This is a genomic window from Bradyrhizobium sp. ISRA442 (assembly GCF_038085055.1).
In the GTDB taxonomy this organism is placed as follows: domain Bacteria; phylum Pseudomonadota; class Alphaproteobacteria; order Rhizobiales; family Xanthobacteraceae; genus Bradyrhizobium.
Map to the genome: position 1 here is coordinate 121,327 of NZ_JALGCN010000011.1, position 18,446 is coordinate 139,772.

18 protein-coding genes and 1 pseudogene are annotated in these 18,446 nt (G+C 64.5%); 11 read left to right on the forward strand and 8 right to left on the reverse strand.

Features of this window, described 5'->3' with window-relative positions; all coding sequences use genetic code 11:
- Positions 1–69: 69 nt before the first annotated feature.
- On the forward strand, positions 70–1,212 hold the full coding sequence (gene dprA, locus MTR72_RS23185; protein ID WP_341511084.1) for a DNA-processing protein DprA: 1,143 nt from the start codon (positions 70–72) through the stop codon (positions 1,210–1,212).
- Here the strand turns inward: dprA and MTR72_RS23190 are convergent.
- Positions 1,209–1,619 carry a winged helix-turn-helix transcriptional regulator gene (locus MTR72_RS23190; protein ID WP_341511085.1) on the reverse strand — a complete coding sequence of 137 codons (411 nt, stop codon included), beginning with the start codon at positions 1,617–1,619 and terminating at the stop codon, positions 1,209–1,211. The genes dprA and MTR72_RS23190 overlap by 4 nt on opposite strands.
- Before the next feature lie 83 nt (positions 1,620–1,702).
- Between MTR72_RS23190 and MTR72_RS23195 the strand changes: the two genes are divergently transcribed.
- Positions 1,703–2,311 carry an FMN-dependent NADH-azoreductase gene (locus MTR72_RS23195; RefSeq protein WP_341511086.1) on the forward strand — a complete coding sequence of 203 codons (609 nt, stop codon included), beginning with the start codon at positions 1,703–1,705 and terminating at the stop codon, positions 2,309–2,311.
- 70 nt (positions 2,312–2,381) lie between these two features.
- On the opposite strand, the gene MTR72_RS23200 is transcribed toward MTR72_RS23195, so the two are convergent.
- Positions 2,382–2,564, reverse strand: coding sequence for a hypothetical protein (locus tag MTR72_RS23200; protein WP_280970489.1), 183 nt, complete (start codon positions 2,562–2,564; stop codon positions 2,382–2,384).
- Between the two features lie 174 nt (positions 2,565–2,738).
- Positions 2,739–3,512 (reverse strand): SDR family oxidoreductase, encoded by a 774-nt coding sequence (locus MTR72_RS23205; protein WP_341511087.1) that lies wholly within the window; start codon positions 3,510–3,512, stop codon positions 2,739–2,741.
- A gap of 120 nt (positions 3,513–3,632) precedes the next feature.
- Between MTR72_RS23205 and MTR72_RS23210 the strand changes: the two genes are divergently transcribed.
- Positions 3,633–4,100, forward strand: coding sequence for a winged helix-turn-helix transcriptional regulator (locus MTR72_RS23210; RefSeq protein WP_341511088.1), 468 nt, complete (start codon positions 3,633–3,635; stop codon positions 4,098–4,100).
- Positions 4,101–4,123: 23 nt separating this feature from the next.
- Positions 4,124–4,546: pseudogene (locus MTR72_RS23215) on the forward strand (DUF5939 domain-containing protein); the annotation flags it as partial.
- Between the two features lie 191 nt (positions 4,547–4,737).
- Here MTR72_RS23215 and MTR72_RS23220 read toward each other — a convergent pair.
- Complete coding sequence (locus MTR72_RS23220) at positions 4,738–4,977, reverse strand: hypothetical protein (RefSeq protein ID WP_280970486.1); 240 nt, start codon at positions 4,975–4,977, stop codon at positions 4,738–4,740.
- A gap of 227 nt (positions 4,978–5,204) precedes the next feature.
- Between MTR72_RS23220 and topA the strand changes: the two genes are divergently transcribed.
- The 6 genes from topA to rpmG all read left to right on the forward strand — a co-directional run bounded on the left by topA (position 5,205) and on the right by rpmG (position 13,392).
- Complete coding sequence (topA, locus tag MTR72_RS23225; protein WP_341511209.1) at positions 5,205–7,973, forward strand: type I DNA topoisomerase; 2,769 nt, start codon at positions 5,205–5,207, stop codon at positions 7,971–7,973.
- Between the two features lie 7 nt (positions 7,974–7,980).
- Positions 7,981–10,320 (forward strand): ribonuclease R, encoded by a 2,340-nt coding sequence (rnr, locus tag MTR72_RS23230; protein WP_341511089.1) that lies wholly within the window; start codon positions 7,981–7,983, stop codon positions 10,318–10,320.
- Complete coding sequence (locus MTR72_RS23235) at positions 10,308–10,748, forward strand: DUF983 domain-containing protein (RefSeq protein WP_341511090.1); 441 nt, start codon at positions 10,308–10,310, stop codon at positions 10,746–10,748. Before rnr ends, MTR72_RS23235 begins: the two co-directional genes overlap by 13 nt.
- Before the next feature lie 30 nt (positions 10,749–10,778).
- Complete coding sequence (locus MTR72_RS23240; RefSeq protein ID WP_341511091.1) at positions 10,779–11,528, forward strand: NUDIX hydrolase; 750 nt, start codon at positions 10,779–10,781, stop codon at positions 11,526–11,528.
- A 247-nt stretch (positions 11,529–11,775) separates the two neighbouring features.
- Positions 11,776–13,101: an LLM class flavin-dependent oxidoreductase gene (locus MTR72_RS23245; RefSeq protein WP_341511092.1), complete on the forward strand. Its 1,326-nt coding sequence runs from the start codon at positions 11,776–11,778 to the stop codon at positions 13,099–13,101.
- A 123-nt stretch (positions 13,102–13,224) separates the two neighbouring features.
- On the forward strand, positions 13,225–13,392 hold the full coding sequence (gene rpmG / locus MTR72_RS23250) for a 50S ribosomal protein L33 (RefSeq protein ID WP_007603295.1): 168 nt from the start codon (positions 13,225–13,227) through the stop codon (positions 13,390–13,392).
- A 245-nt stretch (positions 13,393–13,637) separates the two neighbouring features.
- Here the strand turns inward: rpmG and MTR72_RS23255 are convergent, their stop codons facing one another.
- The 3 genes from MTR72_RS23255 to MTR72_RS23265 all read right to left on the reverse strand — a co-directional run bounded on the left by MTR72_RS23255 (position 13,638) and on the right by MTR72_RS23265 (position 16,055).
- Positions 13,638–13,844 carry a hypothetical protein gene (locus tag MTR72_RS23255; protein WP_341511093.1) on the reverse strand — a complete coding sequence of 69 codons (207 nt, stop codon included), beginning with the start codon at positions 13,842–13,844 and terminating at the stop codon, positions 13,638–13,640.
- 323 nt (positions 13,845–14,167) lie between these two features.
- Positions 14,168–14,659, reverse strand: a complete 492-nt coding sequence (locus tag MTR72_RS23260) for a hypothetical protein (protein ID WP_341511094.1) — start codon at positions 14,657–14,659, stop codon at positions 14,168–14,170.
- A 163-nt stretch (positions 14,660–14,822) separates the two neighbouring features.
- The gene (locus MTR72_RS23265; protein WP_341511095.1) at positions 14,823–16,055 is read right to left on the reverse strand and encodes an MFS transporter; all 1,233 of its coding nucleotides are present in this window, start codon (positions 16,053–16,055) and stop codon (positions 14,823–14,825) included.
- A 131-nt stretch (positions 16,056–16,186) separates the two neighbouring features.
- Here MTR72_RS23265 and MTR72_RS23270 point away from each other — a divergent pair, with 131 nt between their 5' ends.
- Positions 16,187–16,795, forward strand: a complete 609-nt coding sequence (locus tag MTR72_RS23270; RefSeq protein WP_341511096.1) for a TetR/AcrR family transcriptional regulator — start codon at positions 16,187–16,189, stop codon at positions 16,793–16,795.
- Between the two features lie 276 nt (positions 16,796–17,071).
- On the opposite strand, the gene MTR72_RS23275 is transcribed toward MTR72_RS23270, so the two are convergent.
- A complete protein-coding gene (locus MTR72_RS23275; protein WP_341511097.1) occupies positions 17,072–18,445 on the reverse strand; it encodes a PleD family two-component system response regulator in 1,374 nt (457 codons plus the stop codon).
- Position 18,446 lies beyond the last annotated feature (1 nt).

Below are 18,446 nucleotides of genomic sequence, written 5' to 3' on the forward strand. Positions count from 1 at the left end.
ATCGCTTTTAGCATCGCGCCGAGGCGGCGCAAGCTTAAGCCCCTGTTGCTCACGCCCTCAGGTTGTTCCATGCTCTGCCCGCAAGGAGACGCCGTGGACGCCATCAATTCCAACGTGGAGCTGACCGAGGCCGACAGGATCGACCGCCTGAGGCTGATCCGGTCCGACAATGTCGGGCCGCGCACCTTCCGTTCGCTGGTCGATCATTTCGGCACCGCGCGAGCCGCGCTGCAGCGGCTGCCCGATCTGGCGCGCCGCGGCGGCGCGGCGCGATCGGGACGCATCTGTAGTGCGAATGAGGCGGAGGCCGAGCTTGCCGCGAGCCGAAGGCGCGGCATCGCCTGGCTCGCGCCCGGCGAGGACGGCTATCCGGCACGCTTGGCGACGCTCGACGATGCACCGCCGCTACTGGCCGTACGAGGCGATCGCACAACCTTGATGCGACCGATGATCGCGATCGTCGGCTCGCGCAACGCCTCCGGCGCGGGACTGAAGTTTGCCGGCCAGCTCGCCCGCGAGCTCGGCGACGCCGGCTTCGTGATCATCTCGGGACTTGCCCGCGGCGTCGACCAGGCCGCGCACCGCACGAGCATTGCGAGCGGCACGGTCGCGGTGCTGGCCGGCGGCCACGACTGCATCTATCCGCCCGAGCATGGCGACCTGCTCGTCGCCATCCTCGCGCAGAACGGCGCGGCGATTTCCGAGATGCCGCTCGGCCACGAGCCACGCGCCCGCGACTTCCCACGCCGAAATCGGTTGATCTCCGGCGCGTCGCTCGGCGTCATCGTCGTGGAGGCCGCGCACCGTTCAGGCTCGCTGATCACCGCGCGCATGGCGGCCGAACAGGGCCGCGAGGTGTTTGCCGTGCCGGGCTCGCCGCTCGACCCGCGCGCCGCCGGCACCAATGATCTGATCAAGCAGGGCGCGACGCTCGTCACTGCGGCCGCCGACGTCATCAACGCAGTGCAGCCGATCATGGAGCGGCCGCTGATGCATCCGGCCGGCGAGCCCGACAGCGAGCCGTTCGAAAGCGATCCGCAGGCCCATGACCGGGATCAAATCTCTGGCCTGCTCGGCCCTACCCCGATCTCGATCGACGATCTCGTGCGGATGTCCGGCGCATCGCCCGCGATCGTGCGCACGGTGCTGCTGGAGCTCGAGCTTGCTGGAAAACTCGAACGTCACGGCGGCGGGCTGGTCTCGCTGATCTAGCTATCGTTGCGCTGATCGAAGCGCGTCCGCGCCGCCTCGATCTGCGCCAGGTGCTCCATCGCCCATTTGCCGAGCGCCTCCACGGGCTGCGACAGCCCGCGGCCGAGATCGGTCAATTCGTAGTCCACCCGCGGCGGAATGGTCGGGAAGATCGTGCGCGTGACGAGGCCGTCGCGCTCGAGCCCACGCAGGGTCAGAGTCAGCATCCGCTGCGAGATGCCGTTGATCATGCGCTTGAGCTCGTTGAAGCGCCGAGGCCCGTCACTGAGCATCATAATGACGAACACACTCCATTTGTCGCCGACGCGCGACAGCACGGAGGCGACCCCGCGGCAATCCGCATGGTTCGGATCCGGCATCGGCGCGGCAGGCAAAGCGGTGTGTGTCGGTTTCAAAGATGTGCCCATGGCTCAAAAAAGTGCGTTCTTGCGGGGATTTCGGCAGTCACTCATGTAGTGCGGGTTACAAATCTATACCATGGGTGACTCTAATGAAACTCCTCCATCTCGACTCCAGCGTGCTCGGCCCCCACTCCGTCAGCCGGCAGGTTTCCGCCGCCATCGTCGACCGGCTGCGGCAGGCGACGCCGTCGCTCGAGGTCGCCTATCGCGACCTGACCCAGACCCCGCTCGCCCATCTTTCCGGATCGCACCTCGCGGTCGCGCAAGGTGCGCCGGCACCGGCAGAACTCGGTCCCGACCTCGCAGCCAGCGCGGCCGTGCTCAACGAGTTCCTCGATGCCGATATCGTGGTGATCGGCGCCCCCATGTACAACTTCACGATTCCGAGCCAACTCAAGGCGTGGATCGACCGTATCCTGGTCGCGGGGAAGACCTTCAAATACGACGCGGCGGGACCCCAAGGGCTCGCGGGTGGCAAGCGCGTGATCGTGGCGATTTCGCGCGGCGGCTATTACGGCGCGGGCTCGCCGGTTGCGGCGCTGGAGCACCTTGAGACCTATTTACGCGGCGTGCTTGCCTTCATCGGCATCACAAACCCCGAATTCATCGTCGCCGATGGCATCCAGATTGGCCCTGAGCATCGTGAGAAAGCGCTGGCGGGCGCGCTCCAGGCGGCGACCAGCCTGCGCGCGGCCTGAGGCCACGCCGACATCATCAGCCGCCGCCAAAATTCCCGCGGCGGCTGATCGGCCGGCGCGCTCGGCAAAGCTAAAACCAAACTCCCTGCATGCCGAGGATGACGGCGATCAGCGAAACGAACAGGCCGATGCCGGAGAAGATGGCGATCGCCACCAGTTCGGAGGTATCGGAGCGCTTCGCCGGAATGGCGGATTTTTCAGTGTAAATGCGTGGTGCTGAAATCGCAGAAAAAATGCGAGCTGCTTTTGGCATAATGGGCTCCCTCAAATGGGCCTCATGACCCCCTGCCCGTAAAAATGTCTGTGCAGCTTGCGCGAAGGTTCAACGCATCACGGAAGGTTCAGCAAATACACGCCGCAGACGCGGAAGCAGGCCGGCGCAACCGAACGCGTTGCGCCGAGCCATTTCAATTTTAGCTTGAGACGATCAACCGCGATAAATCGGCGCGCCGCTTGGAGCGGCAACGGCGCCGCCGTCGACGAAGATTTCCTGGCCCTGCACATGCGCGGAATCATCCGAGGCAAGGAACAGCACCGTTTTCGAAACGTGATCCGTTTCACCGATGCGACCGAGCGGCGTCGACAGCGCGATCCGTTTCTCGAACGCCTTTTCGGCCTCCGGTGTCGCAGTCGCTGGCCCCCAGATCGGCGTACGGATCGCACCGGGCGCGACCACGTTGACGCGAATGCCACGCGGCGACAGCTCCGATGCCATGATCCGCGCCATCGCCCGCACGCCGGCCTTCGCGGCTCCATAGGCCGAGTAGCCGGGAATGCCGAGCACGGAGATCACCGAGCCGTTGAGAATGATCGAGGCGTTGTCATTGACGTAGGGCAATGCCGACTGAACGGTGAAGAACACGCCGGTCAGGTTGGTGCTGATGACCTTCTCGAAGATCTCGCGCGTCGCCGAGCCGAGCGGCGTCCCGCCGGCGATCCCGGCATTGGCGAACACAATGTCGAACTTGCCGAACTTTTCGGCGCCCTGCTTGATCGCAGCTTCGGTCGCGGCGATGTCAGTAGCATCGGCAACGACGGCGAGCGCGTTCGGGCCGAGCTCGTTTGCGGCAGCCGCCAGCGTCTCCTTGTTGCGCCCGGTGATCGTCACCCTGGCGCCCTCGGCCACGAACAGTTTTGCCGTCGCAAGTCCGATGCCGCTGTTGCCGCCGGTGATGAATGCCGTCTTGTTCTTCAGCCTCACGCTCGCCTCCAGTGGTTGCATAATGAAACTAATTTGCCATCTAGGGCGCATGGTTTTATAATGCAACCACACAAGCGCGTGATCGCTGCCGGGACCGGCAGACGCGACGGGACCAAGACGATGGTGAAACGAACGAGCTTTGCAGGCGATGCCTGCCCAATCGCACGATCGCTGGAAGCGATCGGCGACTGGTGGTCGCTCCTGATCATCCGCGAGGCGTTGCTCGGCGCGCGCCGCTTCGGCGAGTTTCAGAGCAAGCTCGGGATGGCGAAGAACATTTTAGCCGTGCGGCTGCGCGCGCTGGTCGACCACGGCATCCTGGCAACCGCCCCCGCCTCCGACGGCAGCGCCTATTCTGAATATGTGCTGACGGCGAAGGGCCGCGGCGTCTTCCCGATCCTGGTGGCGCTGCGGCAATGGAGCGAGGAGTTCGACGACCGCCCTGAAGAGATCGCGACCATACTGGTCGATCGCGACAAGGGCCGCCCCGTCCGGAAGCTCGAGCTGCGCGCGGAGGATGGCCGGGCGCTCAGCCCTGCCGACACCACGCTGAAGCCAAGGCCGCGGCGGAGCCGGAGCGCAGGTTAGTTCCTGCCTCGGCTCGGACCCGCTTTGCACGCGACCGCGCCATCAGCGAAGCAGAGAGCATCGACCTGTTTCTCCATGCCACGCGCAGCGGTCTGTTCGACATGAGCTGGGACGTCGTCTGTCCCCAATCAGGCATGGTGCTCGACAGCTTCGGCGCCTTGCGAACCCTGAAAACCCACTACGTCTGCGGTCTGTGCGATGTCAGCGGCGACACCGACCTCGATGACTTCATCGAAGTGACCTTCACGGTGTCGCCGCAGCTTCGCAGACTTCCCTTCCACGATCTCGAGCAGCTTTCGGTCGAAGATTTCCACTGGAAGGCCCGCTTTCTCGCCGACGCGCGCTTGCCTGGTCAGCCGATCCGCTTGCTTGACGTTTTGCGCAGCCTCGTTCGCGGTATTTCGTTCCTGCCTCCGGGCTCGACCACGGAAATGCGTGCGTCTATCGCGTGACGGACACGTAAGCGCGAAGGACGCTGATGCGAGTTGGAGAATGACGCTGTCGCATCTTGCTCCGTCATTGCGAGCGCAGCGAAGCAATCCAGACCGTCACCGCGGAAAGACTCTGGATTGCTTCGTTGCGCTCGCAATGACGAGATTGGGGAGACGTCATTGGCCGCCTCAAAAGCGCCGCCGCCTCACGACAGCTTGCGCTTGGTCCGCAGTCTCAGATGCTCGTCGGCTTCGAGCTGCGTCATGCCCAGAAGATGACGCAGCACATCGAGCTTGTGGCGATCGGCGAGCTTGCGCAGCGCCGCCACCTGCTCGGCGATGAAGGCAACCGCCTCATCCGCTCCACCCTCGCCCGGTTCCTCGCTGCGCGAGCGCCTGTGCGCGCCTGAAGCCGCGCGCGCCCGTTTCCTTGCTGGCTTCGCCACCAGACCCCACCCCGAATCCATGCCCACGGAAACTTTACGCCGATAAGAACCGCAACTCCAAGGTGGTATTTTACAACTTTCGGGATATGAAATTTTTCTTGTTTCAAGGGCTTTCAACACCCCTCGATTTGACACCGGGGGCCTCACCACCCATGTTCGGGTCGAAACGGCCGATGCGAGTCCTTTCGAATTCGGCCCAAGATTTTCCCGCAAGTTACTGGAACTACATGAATATCGTCATCGTGGAGTCGCCGGCGAAAGCCAAGACGATCAACAAATATTTGGGCTCGTCCTACGAGGTTCTGGCCTCATTCGGTCACGTCCGCGATCTCCCGGCCAAGAACGGTTCCGTCGATCCGGACGAGAATTTCAAGATGATCTGGGAGGTCGACCCCAAGGCGGCCGGCCGGCTCAACGACATTGCCAAGTCCCTGAAGGGCGCAGAGCGCCTGATTCTGGCCACCGACCCTGATCGCGAGGGTGAGGCGATCTCCTGGCACGTGCTGGAGGTCTTGAAAGAGAAGCGCGCGCTGAAGGATCAGAAGATCGAGCGCGTCGTGTTCAACGCCATCACCAAGCAGGCGATCTCGGAAGCGATGAAGCACCCGCGCCAGATCGACGGCGCGCTGGTCGACGCCTATATGGCGCGCCGCGCGCTGGACTATCTGGTCGGCTTCACCCTCTCCCCCGTGCTGTGGCGGAAGCTGCCGGGCGCCCGCTCGGCCGGCCGCGTGCAGTCAGTGGCGCTGCGGCTCGTCTGCGACCGCGAGCTCGAGATCGAGAAATTCGTGCCCCGCGAATATTGGTCGCTGATCGCGACGCTGCTCACGCCGCGCGGCGAAGCCTTCGAGGCGCGCCTGGTCGGCGCCGACGGCAGGAAGATCCAGCGGCTCGACATCGGAACCGGTGCCGAAGCCGAAGACTTCAAGAAGGCGCTGGAACTCGCTAGCTACGCGGTCACTGCGGTCGACGCCAAGCCGGCCCGGCGCAATCCGCAGGCCCCATTCACCACCTCGACCCTGCAGCAGGAAGCCAGCCGCAAATACGGCTTCGCACCGGCGCACACGATGCGCATCGCGCAGCGGCTCTATGAGGGCATCGACATCGGCGGCGAGACCACCGGACTCATTACTTATATGCGTACCGACGGCGTGCAGATCGCGACCGAAGCGATCACTCAGGCGCGCAAGGTGATCGGCGAGGACTACGGCAACGCCTACGTGCCGGACGCGCCCCGCCAGTACCAGGCCAAGGCCAAGAATGCGCAGGAAGCGCATGAGGCGATCCGCCCGACCGACCTCTCCCGCCGCCCGGCTGCTATGGCCCGCAAGCTCGATGCCGATCAGGCCAAGCTCTACGAGCTGATCTGGAAGCGCACCATTGCGAGCCAGATGGAAGCGGCCGAGCTCGAGCGCACCACCATTGACATCACGGCGAAGGCCGGCGGTCGCACGCTGGAGCTTCGCGCCACCGGCCAGGTCGTCAAGTTCGACGGCTTCCTCGCACTTTATCAGGAAGGCCGCGACGACGAGGAGGACGAGGACTCCCGCCGCCTGCCGGGCATGAGCGCGGGCGAAGCCCTCAAGCGGCAGTCGCTCGCCGTCACCCAGCACTTCACCGAGCCGCCGCCGCGCTTCTCCGAGGCCTCGCTCGTCAAGCGCATGGAAGAGCTCGGCATCGGCCGGCCCTCGACCTATGCCTCGATCCTCCAGGTCCTGAAGGACCGCGGCTACGTCAAGCTCGAGAAGAAGCGCCTGCACGGCGAGGACAAGGGCCGCGTCGTGGTCGCGTTCCTGGAGAGCTTCTTCAGCCGCTATGTCGAATACGATTTCACGGCCGATCTCGAGGAACAGCTCGACCGCATCTCCAACAACGAGATCTCCTGGCAGCAGGTGCTGAAGGATTTCTGGCGCGACTTCATCGGCGCCGTCGACGACATCAAGGACCTGCGCGTGGCGCAAGTGCTCGACGTGCTCGACGAGATGCTGGGGCCGCACATCTATCCGCCTCGAGCGGATGGCGGCGATGTCAGGCAGTGCCCGAGCTGCGGCAGTGGCCGGCTTAACCTGAAGGCCGGCAAGTTCGGCGCCTTCGTCGGCTGCTCGAACTATCCGGAGTGCCGCTACACCCGTCAGCTCGCCGCCGACAGCGAGGCGAGCGCCGACCGTTCGCTCGGCCAGGATCCCGACACAGGCTTCGACGTCTGGGTCAAGGCCGGCCGTTTCGGACCCTATATCCAGCTCGGCGAGCAGAAGGACTATGCCGAAGGCGAGAAGCCGAAGCGCGCAGGCATCCCGAAGGGCACCTCGCCCGGAGACGTCGACCTCGAGCTCGCGCTCAAGCTGCTGTCGCTGCCGCGCGAGATCGGCAAGCATCCGGAAACCGGTCAACCGATCACCGCAGGTCTCGGCCGCTTCGGGCCGTTCGTGAAGCACGAGAAGACCTACGCCAGCCTAGAGGCCGGCGACGAGGTCTTCGACATCGGCCTTAATCGCGCGGTCACGCTGATTGCCGAAAAGGCCGCCAAGGGCCCGAGCCGCCGCTTCGGCGCCGATCCCGGCAAGGCGATCGGCGATCACCCGACGCTGGGCACGGTCACCGTGAAGAGCGGCCGTTATGGCCCCTACGTCACCGCCGGTGGCGTCAACGCCACGATCCCGAGCGAGATCGAGAAAGACGCGATCACGCTGCCGCAGGCGATCGCGCTGATCGACGAGCGCGCAGCCAAGGGTGGCGGCAAGACCAAGGCGAAGAAGGCCACCAAGGAGACCAAGAAGGCGACCAAGGCTGCCAAGGGCGCCGATGGCGAGGAAGCCGCGCCGAAGACCAAGAAACCGGCCGCGAAAAAAGCCGCGGCCAAAACCAAATCCGAATCCACCAGCAAGGCGCGCGCTGCCGTGTCCTCGACGGCCAAGACGTCGGCGACCAAGGCAGCCAGCGCCGCCAAATTGTCTGCCAACAAGGCTCCGGCCAAGAAGAGTGCCGGCAAGAATTAGAGGTTAAGTGAAACGCAAGAATGACCGTGGCTTTCCCGACCGGAATGCCATCGTCGCCTTCATCAAGGCAAATCAGGGAAAGGTCGGGACCCGCGAGATCGCGCGCGAGTTCGGCCTGAAGAACGCCGATCGCGTCGAGCTCAAGCGCATGCTGCGCGAGCTCGCCGACGAGGGTGTCATCAAGAAGAAGCGTCACAAGATTTCGGAGCCGGAGAGCCTGCCGCCGACGCTGCTCGCCGACATCACCGGCCGCGACCCCGACGGCGAGTTGATCGCCTCCCCCGCCGAATGGGACGAGGTCGAAAGCGGCGAACCGCCAAATATCCTCATCGAGATGCCGCGCCGGCCCAAGCCGGGCACGACGGCCGGCGTCGGCGACCGCGCGCTGCTGCGCGTCGAGCGTTCGGACGAGGAGGAAGGCCCCGCCTATCGCGGCCGCATCATCAAGGTCATCGACAAGGCCAAGAGCCGCATCCTCGGCGTGTTCCGCAGCCTTCCCGAAGGCGGCGGACGGCTGATCCCGGTCGACAAGAAGTTCGCCGACCGCGAGCTGAATATTGCGAAGACCGAGACGCAAGGAGCGCAGGACGGCGATCTCGTCAGCGTCGATATCGTCCGCTCGCGCGGCTTCGGCCTCGCCTCGGGCCGGGTCAAGGAGAAGCTCGGCTCGGTCAAGTCGGAGAAGGCGATCAGCCTGATCGCGATCTACGCCCATGACATCCCGCTGCAATTCTCGCCCGCCGCCGAGCGCGAGGCGGAGGCAGCGGAGCCCGCCAACCTGAAGGGACGCGAGGATTGGCGCGACGTCCCGCTCGTCACCATCGATCCGCCCGACGCCAAGGATCATGACGATGCGGTGCATGCGCAAGCGGATGACGATCCCAACAACAAGGGCGGCTTCATCGTCAACGTCGCGATCGCCGATGTCAGCTTCTACGTCCGGCCGGGCACTGCGCTCGACCGCGATGCGCTGGACCGCGGTAATTCCGTCTATTTCCCGGACCGCGTCGTGCCGATGCTGCCCGAGCGCATCTCCAACAATCTCTGCTCGCTGGTGCCGGGCGAGCCGCGCGGCGCGCTCGCGGTGCGGATGGTGATCGGCCCGGATGGCCGCAAGCGTTCGCACACATTCCACCGCATCCTGATGCGCTCGGCGGCGAAGCTGCACTACGCGCAGGCGCAGGCCGCGATCGACGGCCGGCCGGACGACGTCACCGGCCCCCTGCTCGATCCGATCCTCAAGCCGCTCTATGCCGCCTACGCCTGCGTCAAGCGCGCGCGAGACGAGCGCGATCCGCTAAACCTAGACCTGCCCGAGCGCAAGATCCTGCTCAAGAGCGACGGCACGGTCGATCGCGTCATCGTGCCGGATCGGCTGGATGCACATAAGCTGATCGAGGAATTCATGATCCTCGCCAACGTCGCGGCAGCAGAGACGTTGGAGAAGAAATCGCTGCCGCTGATCTATCGCGTGCATGACGAGCCCACGCTGGAAAAGGTCCACGCGCTCCAGGAGTTCCTGCAAACACTGGACGTACCGTTTGCAAAGGCCGGTGCGTTGCGCCCGACGATGTTCAACCGCGTGCTGGCTCAGCTCGAGGGCCACGACTACTTCCCGCTGGTGAGCGAAGTTGTGCTGCGCGCCCAGGCCCAGGCCGAATATTCCGCAGAGAACTACGGTCACTTCGGCCTCAACTTGCGGCGCTACGCGCATTTCACCTCGCCGATCCGTCGCTACGCCGATCTCATCGTACACCGCGCGCTGGTTCGCGCCTTGGGCCTTGGCGAAGGTGCGCTGCCCGAGAGCGAGACGCCGGAAACGCTTGGCGAGGTTGCCGCGCATATTTCGCTGACCGAGCGGCGCGCGATGAAGGCGGAGCGCGAGACCGTCGACCGGCTGATCGCACATCATCTCGCCGACCGTATCGGCGCGACCTTCCAGGGCCGCGTCTCCGGCGTCACGCGCGCCGGCCTGTTCGTCAAGCTGGATGAGACCGGCGCCGACGGATTGATCCCGATCCGATCCCTCGGCACGGAATATTTCAACTATGACGAGAGCCGCCACGCCCTCGTTGGCACGCGCAGCGGTGCCATGCACCAGTTGGGTGACGTGGTCGACGTCCGTCTGATAGAAGCAGCTCCGGTTGCCGGTGCGCTGCGCTTCGAGCTGTTGTCGGCAGGCGAGAGCGCGCCGCGAAGCCGCGGGGATTTCCGTCCCCAACGTAAATCGTTCAAGGCGCATCCCGGACGTAGTCCGAAGGACAAGAAGCGCAGGCCGGAGAAGCAGAAGAAATCCGGCAAGGGCAGGAAGGGCAAAGGCGCAAAGGGCAAGGCATGGACGCGATGAGCACGGCCCCGAAAGTCTGGACGCGCGAGACCGGCCTCGTCGAGAAGCGCGACGTCTGGAGCGCGATGAAGCGCGGCTTTCGCGGGCGCTGCCCGCGTTGCGGCGAAGGCAAGCTGTTCCGCGCCTTTCTCAAGACATCAGACAATTGCGCGACGTGCGGCCTCGACTTCACACCGCATCGTGCCGACGATCTGCCCGCCTATCTCGTGATCGTCATCGTCGGCCACATCGTGGTGCCGACCATTCTCTGGATCGAGACCAATTACACGACGCCGGTCTGGCTCAGCTTCGCGGCTTACCTGCCCTTCACGTTCTTCGCCTCGCTCGCGCTGTTGCAGCCGGTGAAGGGCGCCGTGGTCGGATTGCAATGGGCTCTGCGCATGCACGGCTTTGACGACAACCCTCCGGATGGTATTCCGCCGGTGTAATCAAGAAGAAGCAAGCAGTTGGGTGAGGAAATGACGGATACGGCGCAGGCGGAGAAAGCGAAGGTTCACGACGAGAAGGAGCCTGATCATCATCCTTATTTCCGTCCCAAGGATGCCGCGACGCTGATCCTGGTCGATCGCAGCGGCACCATCCCAAAGGTCCTGGTCGGCAAGCGCCACGACAACGTCGTGTTCATGCCCGGCAAGTTCGTCTTCCCCGGCGGGCGCGTCGACAAGGCCGATTATCGCGTGCCGTGTGCGGCACCAGTCACCGCCGAGCTGGAAGCTAATCTCGCCAAAGGCAGCCCGAAGACGCCCGCCTCGCGCGCAAAATCGCTCGCAATTGCCGCGATCCGCGAGGCGTGCGAGGAGACCGGCCTCTGTCTCGGGCGCAGGGCCGAGGGCAAGGTGCCGAAGCTCGAGGGGCCGTGGAAGCCGTTCGCGGACGCAGGGCTCTTGCCTGACCCGTCCGGACTGTTCCTGATCGCGCGCGCCATCACCCCGCCCGGCCGCGTCAAGCGCTTCGATACCCGCTTCTTCACCGCGGATGCCTCGGCGATCGCCCACCGCGTCGAGGGCGTGGTGCATGCGGATGCGGAGCTCGTCGAGCTGGTATGGGTCGAGCTCGGCTCACAGCCGCTCGCCGACCTGCATCCGATGACGCGCAACGTACTCAACGAGCTCGACACCCGCCTCGCCACCGGCCCGCTTCGCCACGACGCGCCGGTGCCGTTCTTCCATTTCTACGGCGGCAAGATGCACAAGGACATCTTGGGCTGATCAGCTCTCACTGGAGAGCTTCCTCCTCCCGTCATTCCAGGGCGCGCCCCTTGGCGCGAGTCTGGAATCCATGCCTCGACAATCCCCGCTGCACGATGGATTCCGGGCTCGCCGCGAACGCGGCGCCCCGGAATGACGTGCTGAGAGTGGATCGAAAAACAAAATAATCTTCCCGGCTCCGATGATGGCGGAGTTCCCAACCGCACCTATGTCATATCGACCGACACCCCAGAACGGACACGGCGCGATGGCACAACGGCAACTGAAGCTTGGCGCGTTCATGCGCCCGATCAGCATCCACACCGGCGCCTGGCGTTATCCGGGGGCGTGGCCGGACGCCAATTTCAATTTCGGCCACATCAAGACGCTGATCAGGAAGCTCGAGGCCGGCAAGTTCGACGCCTTCTTCATGGCCGATCACCTCGCCGTGCTGAACATGCCGATCAATGCGCTGAAGCGCAGCCACACGGTGACGTCGTTCGAGCCGTTCACGCTGCTGTCGGCGCTGTCGGCCGTGACCGAGCGGATCGGCCTGATCGCGACGGGCTCGACGACGTTCGACGAGCCCTATCACGTTGCACGCCGCTTCGCCTCGCTCGACCACATCAGCGGCGGCCGTGCGGGGTGGAACATCGTCACCACATCGAACCCCGACGCGGCGCTGAATTTCGGCCTCGATGATCACATGGAGCACGCCGAGCGCTACAAGCGCGCCCGCGAGTTCTATGACGTCGTCACCGGCCTGTGGGACTCCTTCGCCGACGATGCCTTCGTGCGCGATGTCGAAGAGGGCCTGTTCTTCGAGCCCACGAAGATGCACGTGCTCGACCACAACGGCAAATATCTGAAGGTGCGCGGCCCGCTCAACATCGCCCGCCCCGTGCAGGGCTGGCCGGTGATCGTGCAGGCCGGCGCCTCGGAGGATGGCAAGCAGCTCGCAGCCGAAACGGCGGAAGCGGTGTTCACCGGCGGCGGCAGCCTCGCCGACGGACAAAAGCTCTATGCCGACATCAAGGGCCGCATGGAGAAGATCGGCCGTGATCCCGAGCACCTCAAGATCCTGCCCGGCGCGTTCGTCGTGGTCGGTGACAGCGTCGATGAGGCCAAGGAGAAGCGCGCCCTCCTCGACAGCCGCGTGCACTACGACAGCGCCATCGCCTCGCTCTCCGTCATCCTCGGCACCGACGCATCCGGCTTCGATCCCGACGGGCCGTTGCCCGAAATCCCCGAAACCAATGCCAGCAAGAGCGGCCGGCAGCGGATGGTCGATCTTGCGAAGCGCGACAAGCTGACCGTGCGCCAGCTCGCCCAGCGCGTCGGCGGCTATGGCGGGCTCTCCTTCGTCGGCACCGCCAAAACCATCGCCGACCAGATGGAGGAATGGCTGGTCGGGCATGGCTCGGACGGATTCAACATCATGTTCCCATTCCTGCCTGCGGGCCTCGACGATTTCGTCGACAAGGTCGTCCCGGAGCTGCAACGGCGCGGGATTTTCCGGAAGGAGTACGAAGGGGCCACTTTGAGGGAGAATCTGGGCCTGCCGCGGCCGAAAAACCGCTTCTTTAGGGCCTGATCCGGCCGATTTGAGTGGTTTCTTGACCCTAAAACCTTGACATCAGGCGGTTTGTGGCTAGGTTGCCGGCCAACGCGGGCCGTTTGGCCGGCTCCAGATTCCCTTCAATTTGAGGTCCTGAACATGGCCAAAGCGGTCACCATCAAGGTCAAGCTCGTGTCCTCGGCTGACACCGGCTTCTATTACGTCGCCAAGAAGAATTCGCGCACCATGACCGACAAGCTGGTCAAGAAGAAGTACGATCCGGTGGCGCGCAAGCACGTCGAATTCCGCGAAGCCAAGATCAAGTAAGATCGCGGTACGCTGAAGACTTTTGCGGGGCCCTTGTGGCCCCGTTTTGTTTGTCCCTCTCGTGTCCCGGACGCGGCGCAGCGTGTAACGCTGCTCCCCAGAGCCGGGACCCAGAAAGCAACACAGCGCGATGCGGAGATATGGGCCCCGACCGTACCTTCTCCGACTGCAATGGTGGGGTCGTGCGGCCGTGCGCGGGTTGGAGGCGATGCACCTCCCGATTGAGACCAGTACAGCTAAACTAGTCAGTCGATTGGCACGAGTCGTTTGTCCCACTGCGCCGCAAGCTTCTTGATCTGCTCGAATTTGAGGATCGCCGGTTCACCCTCGCGGACGATTGTCGTCCGCTTGCGTTCCTTGGGAAGCAACGTCATCGCGCGCAATACTGCCGCGCGCAGTTTCATCGAGCCGTGATCTGTCAGGGTAACGAGCTCTTCCGGGTCAAGGGCCATGGGTCCACGCCTACACTACCGGCTGGCACCAAGCCAGCACACGCGCCCCGAATGCCCAGTTCTCCAGATAGCCCAACATGGTTAATAATTAGTTATCGCGTGGCTCCGTCGCGTGAATTGGTGCGCGCGGGTCAAGCGCATTTGGTCCCGCAAGCAAAATGAGCCTCAGGCCGCACTGGACCCTATTGGAGTCGCCCCCCATCCCACCCGATTTCAAATGCTAAAGGAGGCGGCTACCGCCAGGCTCACAGCAGGGGTGAGTTCGCCCGTGCGGCGCCTGCGCGCGCGGTAGAACACAGTGAGCCATTGCAGTCCGCAATCGATCAGGCTACCGCTGCCAACCTGCCGTCGGCATGCGGGTTTGCGCAGAGCAGACGCTTGCGAATGGCCTCTTCAACGAGCGCGAGTGCTTCCTTGGCTTGTCGCGCTTCGGCTTCCGCAACCTCGGCACGAAGCTCTACGGCCGTCAACTTATCCTTCTGAGCTTCAATGCAGCACTGGGCTTGCTCCAGCGCTCGGCAAGCATCTTGCAGCTTGCGTTCGGCGGTCACGGTGAGTTCACGCTGTGCCCGCTCGGCGGCCTCCGCGCGCGCTTCGGCCAACCGCAATCGTTCTAAGGCGTTCGTGCAAAGCGATTGCGCACGGGCTTCGGTCTCGCGGGCGCGCTTCTCCATATCGCGGAACACATCGGCCGCTTGATATACCAGACCGAGGGCTGTTGCTCCCTTGTCTGGCGCCAGCGGTGAGGGAAAGCTCAGGACGTCCTCATCCCCTCCAACTAGCGCTCTGGAACCACGCTGCGTCATGCAGTTCATGCTCGTCGCGAACACACCCGAGCACTATCATGAATAGCTATGGTTAATGGGTGGTTAAACAGTTGCATGACGGGAGATATCGCGACGACGAGCGGCGGGCAGCGGCGCGGACAAGCAGCGCTGCGTCCGCTGTAAACTCGGACGCTCATGAGAGCACGCCAGCCTACGCCACCTTCAACACCGGCGGCTGCGACGGCCGGGTCAGTGCGAACGCGACCTGCACGATACCGCCGGCCAGGCCCAGCGCCACGCCGATGCGCCAGGCCATGGTGTAGGAGCCGAGCGCGTCGTACAGCACCCCGCCCCCGTAGGCACCGAGGAAGCTGCCGATCTGGTGGCTCATGAAGGCAAGGCCCTGGATCATCGCCTGCCAGCGCAGGCCGAACATTTCGGCGACAGCACCTGCGACCAGCGGGCCGACACCCATCCACAGGAAGCCCATGATCGCGCCGAACAGCAGCGTCGAGGCTGAAGTCGCGGGCAGCATGAAATACCAGGCGAGCGCGAGCGAGCGCAGGATGTAGATCGCCCCCAGCAGCGCCAACTTGTTCCAGCGCTGGCCGGCCCAACCGAAGAACAGCGACCCCAGCACGTTGAAGCCACCGATCATGCCGAGCGTCTGCGCGCTCAGCATCGGATCGAGACCGCAGATCGCGAGGTAGGACGGCAAGTGCGTGGTGAGAAACACGAGTTGCATGCCGCAGACGAGATAGGCGCAAGTCATCACCACGAACGAGGCATTGCCGAACGCTGCCCTCACTGCCATCGCGGCGGAAGCATCGCCGATGTCGTCGGCGGCGGGCTTCGGCAGCGGAATCCTGTCGATGCGGCCGGCATACCAGGCGGCGGGAATCATCAGCACCGACATGATGACAAAGCCGGCAAGCCCGATGCGCCAGCCAAACCCCTCGTTGAGCAACTGCCCGATCGGCGCCGACAACAGCGCACCGAGCGAGCCCGCGCCGGAAACGATGCCGAGCACGGTCGAGCGCACCGTTTCGGGCACGGCACGCGCCGCGACCGACATCGCGATTGCGGCCGCGGTGCAGGCCAGCGACGTTCCAATCAGCACGCCGCCGCCGATCATCACGCTGACGAGGCCGCCTGCGCTCGCCATCAAGGCGAGGCCCGCAATATACATCAGCGCGCCCGCGATCATGATCGGACGGAAGCCGTAGCGCACTGTGAGCGCGCCGGCGAGCGGCTGGAGAAAGCCCCAGGCGAGATTTTGCACGGCCAGCGCAAGCGTGAAGTCCGACACCGAGATCTGGATGTCATGCGTCAGCGGTTGCAGGAAGATGCCGAGGCTCTGCCGCAGTCCCATGCTCAGCGTGAGCATGATCGAGGCGCCGATCAGGATGGGCAACGTCGGACGCAGGACCTGCAACAGGGGCATTTTTGTTCTCCCTCATGGGCGCGGCGCGATAGCCGTCGTCTGAGATTCCCGTTGATTTTGATTACACAGACCTGTGTACTTAGGCTATAAGAAGGCAGGTGCTGTCAAGCGAAGAGGACGTTCACCGCCGCATGGCTCCCCCGCCCAAGCAACAGACGATGAAGGAGCGGATTCTCGAGACCGCCGACAAGCTGTTCTACCTGCAAGGCATTCGCGCGATCGGCGTCGACACCATCGCGGCCGAGGTCGGCATCTCCAAGCGCACGCTCTACAACCACTTCCCGTCCAAGGACGCGCTGATCGCGGCCTATCTGGAACGCCGCTTCGTGCAGCCGCGCCCGTCCGACAAGCCACCGGCCGGGCAGATCCTCGCCACCTTCGATGCGCTGGAGCGGCGCTTTGCGGCCAAGGATTTTCGCGGCTGTCCGTTCGTGAATGCGGTGGCAGAACTCGGCGCCCAAGACCGCGCGGTGAAGAAGATCGCAGTGGCCTTCAAGGAAAGCCGCCGCGTCTGGTTTCGCAACCGGCTGAACGAGCTCGGCGTCGCGGATGCGGAGGCGCTGGCGACCCAGCTCGTACTGCTGGTCGACGGCTCGATCACGCAGGATCTCGTGCGCGACGATCCTGGGATGGCGCGCGCCGCGAAGGAGGCTGCGATGGTGCTGCTGCGCAATGCAGGGGTGGATGTGGGGGATGGTACGACTGAGCCCGCGAAGCGAGACAGGCGCACGCCACACTGAGCGCTGTCACCGTATCGCGCGGTGTCATCACCCGCGAAAGCGGGTGATCCAGTATTCCAGAGACAGTGAAGCTAGAGCCGAGACGCCGCGGCGTACTGGATTCCCCGCTTTCGCGGGGAATGACAGCGGACCTTGCGGAACCAATGCGCGATGATAGCAAAATGCCGGTGTTTTGCCCGACGTGTCAAACGGCTGGCTGCCCGCATAAGCCATTGATCCGACTAGCGTCGGCTACTGTGCATGGGGTTGTTTTCGCACTTTTTGTGCCGCACCGCCTCACGCCGCCTGCGACACCACGCGGTTGCGGCCGTCGTGCTTGGCGCGGTAGAGCGCGGTGTCGGCGCGCTTGAGGACATCGGCGACCGCCTCGCCCTTCTTCTCCAGCGTGGTCAGCCCGATCGAGATCGTGACCTCGATGCGCTTGGTGCCCTTGTGGATCGCGAACGGCTCGCCCGCGATCGAGCGGCGCAGGCGCTCGGCGACCATGCCGGCGACGTGGAGATCGGTCTCGGGCATGACGATGACGAACTCCTCGCCGCCGTAGCGGCAGGCGAGATCGATGCCGCGGATCGATTTGCGCACGCGCACGGCGAACTCGCGCAGCACGTCGTCGCCAGCATCGTGGCCGTAATTGTCGTTGATCGACTTGAAATAGTCGATGTCCAGGATCATCAGCGCGAGCGGCTTGCCGCGGGTCGAGGCCTGCTCGGCGAGCGTCGCCAGATGGCTCTCCATGTAGCGGCGGTTATGCAGGCCCGTGAGCGCATCGGTGATCGCCATCTCGATCGAGTTCTGCACGTTGTCGCGCAAGTGATCGGTGTAGCGGCGGCGGCGGATCTGGGTGCGCGCCCGCGCCAAGAGCTCGTTCTTGTCTACGGGGCGCAACAAATAGTCGTTGACGCCGATCTCGAGGCCACGGAGCAGCCGCGTCGAGTTATCGGCATCCGCAATCGCGAGGATCGGCACGTGCCGCGTGCGCTCCAGCGAGCGCGCCTGGCTGCATAGCCGCAGGCCATCGAAATTATTGAGATCGAGCGAGACGATCAGCAGGTCGTAATTGCCCTCGGCCGCATGGAACAGCGCTTCCGTCGGGTTGGGTTCGACATCGACGGTGTGCTCGGCGGCGAGCAGCGTCGCCAGCCGCTCGTAGGAGGACTGCCGGTCGTCGACCAGCAGGATGCGGCCGCCCTTGCCGGTGTCGGCCACCGCGCTACGCTCAGGCGCCTGCACGCCGATCTCGAGCGAGGTGATGGCGCGCATGCGCAGCTCGTCCGTCATCATCTTCAGCCGCGTCAGCGAGCGCACGCGCGCGATCAGCACGACGTCGGAGACGGGTTTTGTGAGGAAATCGTCGGCGCCGGCTTCCAGCCCGCGGATGCGGTCGGCGGGGCTGTCGAGCGCAGTCACCATCACGACCGGGATGTGATGGGTGGCCGGATCGGTCTTGATCCGGCGGCAGACCTCGAAACCGTCCATGTCGGGCATCATCACGTCGAGCAGGATGATGTCGCACTCGGCGCGGCGACAGATCGCCAGCGCCTCGGCGCCGTTCGCGGCGGTCATCACGTCGAAATATTCGGCAGAGAGGCGGGCCTCCAACAATTTGACGTTGGCAGGGACGTCATCGACGACCAGGATACGCGCGGACACA

Bases quoted from the DNA above. Each gene is read 5' to 3' on its own strand.
- dprA (WP_341511084.1), top strand. From the start codon at position 70: ATGCTCTGCCCGCAAGGAGACGCCGTGGACGCCATCAATTCCAACGTG.
- MTR72_RS23190 (WP_341511085.1), bottom strand. From the start codon at position 1,619: ATGGGCACATCTTTGAAACCGACACACACCGCTTTGCCTGCCGCGCCG.
- MTR72_RS23195 (WP_341511086.1), top strand. From the start codon at position 1,703: ATGAAACTCCTCCATCTCGACTCCAGCGTGCTCGGCCCCCACTCCGTC.
- MTR72_RS23200 (WP_280970489.1), bottom strand. From the start codon at position 2,564: ATGCCAAAAGCAGCTCGCATTTTTTCTGCGATTTCAGCACCACGCATT.
- MTR72_RS23210 (WP_341511088.1), top strand. From the start codon at position 3,633: ATGGTGAAACGAACGAGCTTTGCAGGCGATGCCTGCCCAATCGCACGA.
- topA (WP_341511209.1), top strand. From the start codon at position 5,205: ATGAATATCGTCATCGTGGAGTCGCCGGCGAAAGCCAAGACGATCAAC.
- MTR72_RS23235 (WP_341511090.1), top strand. From the start codon at position 10,308: ATGGACGCGATGAGCACGGCCCCGAAAGTCTGGACGCGCGAGACCGGC.
- MTR72_RS23240 (WP_341511091.1), top strand. From the start codon at position 10,779: ATGACGGATACGGCGCAGGCGGAGAAAGCGAAGGTTCACGACGAGAAG.
- MTR72_RS23245 (WP_341511092.1), top strand. From the start codon at position 11,776: ATGGCACAACGGCAACTGAAGCTTGGCGCGTTCATGCGCCCGATCAGC.
- rpmG (WP_007603295.1), top strand. From the start codon at position 13,225: ATGGCCAAAGCGGTCACCATCAAGGTCAAGCTCGTGTCCTCGGCTGAC.
- MTR72_RS23255 (WP_341511093.1), bottom strand. From the start codon at position 13,844: ATGGCCCTTGACCCGGAAGAGCTCGTTACCCTGACAGATCACGGCTCG.
- MTR72_RS23260 (WP_341511094.1), bottom strand. From the start codon at position 14,659: ATGAACTGCATGACGCAGCGTGGTTCCAGAGCGCTAGTTGGAGGGGAT.
- MTR72_RS23265 (WP_341511095.1), bottom strand. From the start codon at position 16,055: ATGCCCCTGTTGCAGGTCCTGCGTCCGACGTTGCCCATCCTGATCGGC.
- MTR72_RS23270 (WP_341511096.1), top strand. From the start codon at position 16,187: ATGGCTCCCCCGCCCAAGCAACAGACGATGAAGGAGCGGATTCTCGAG.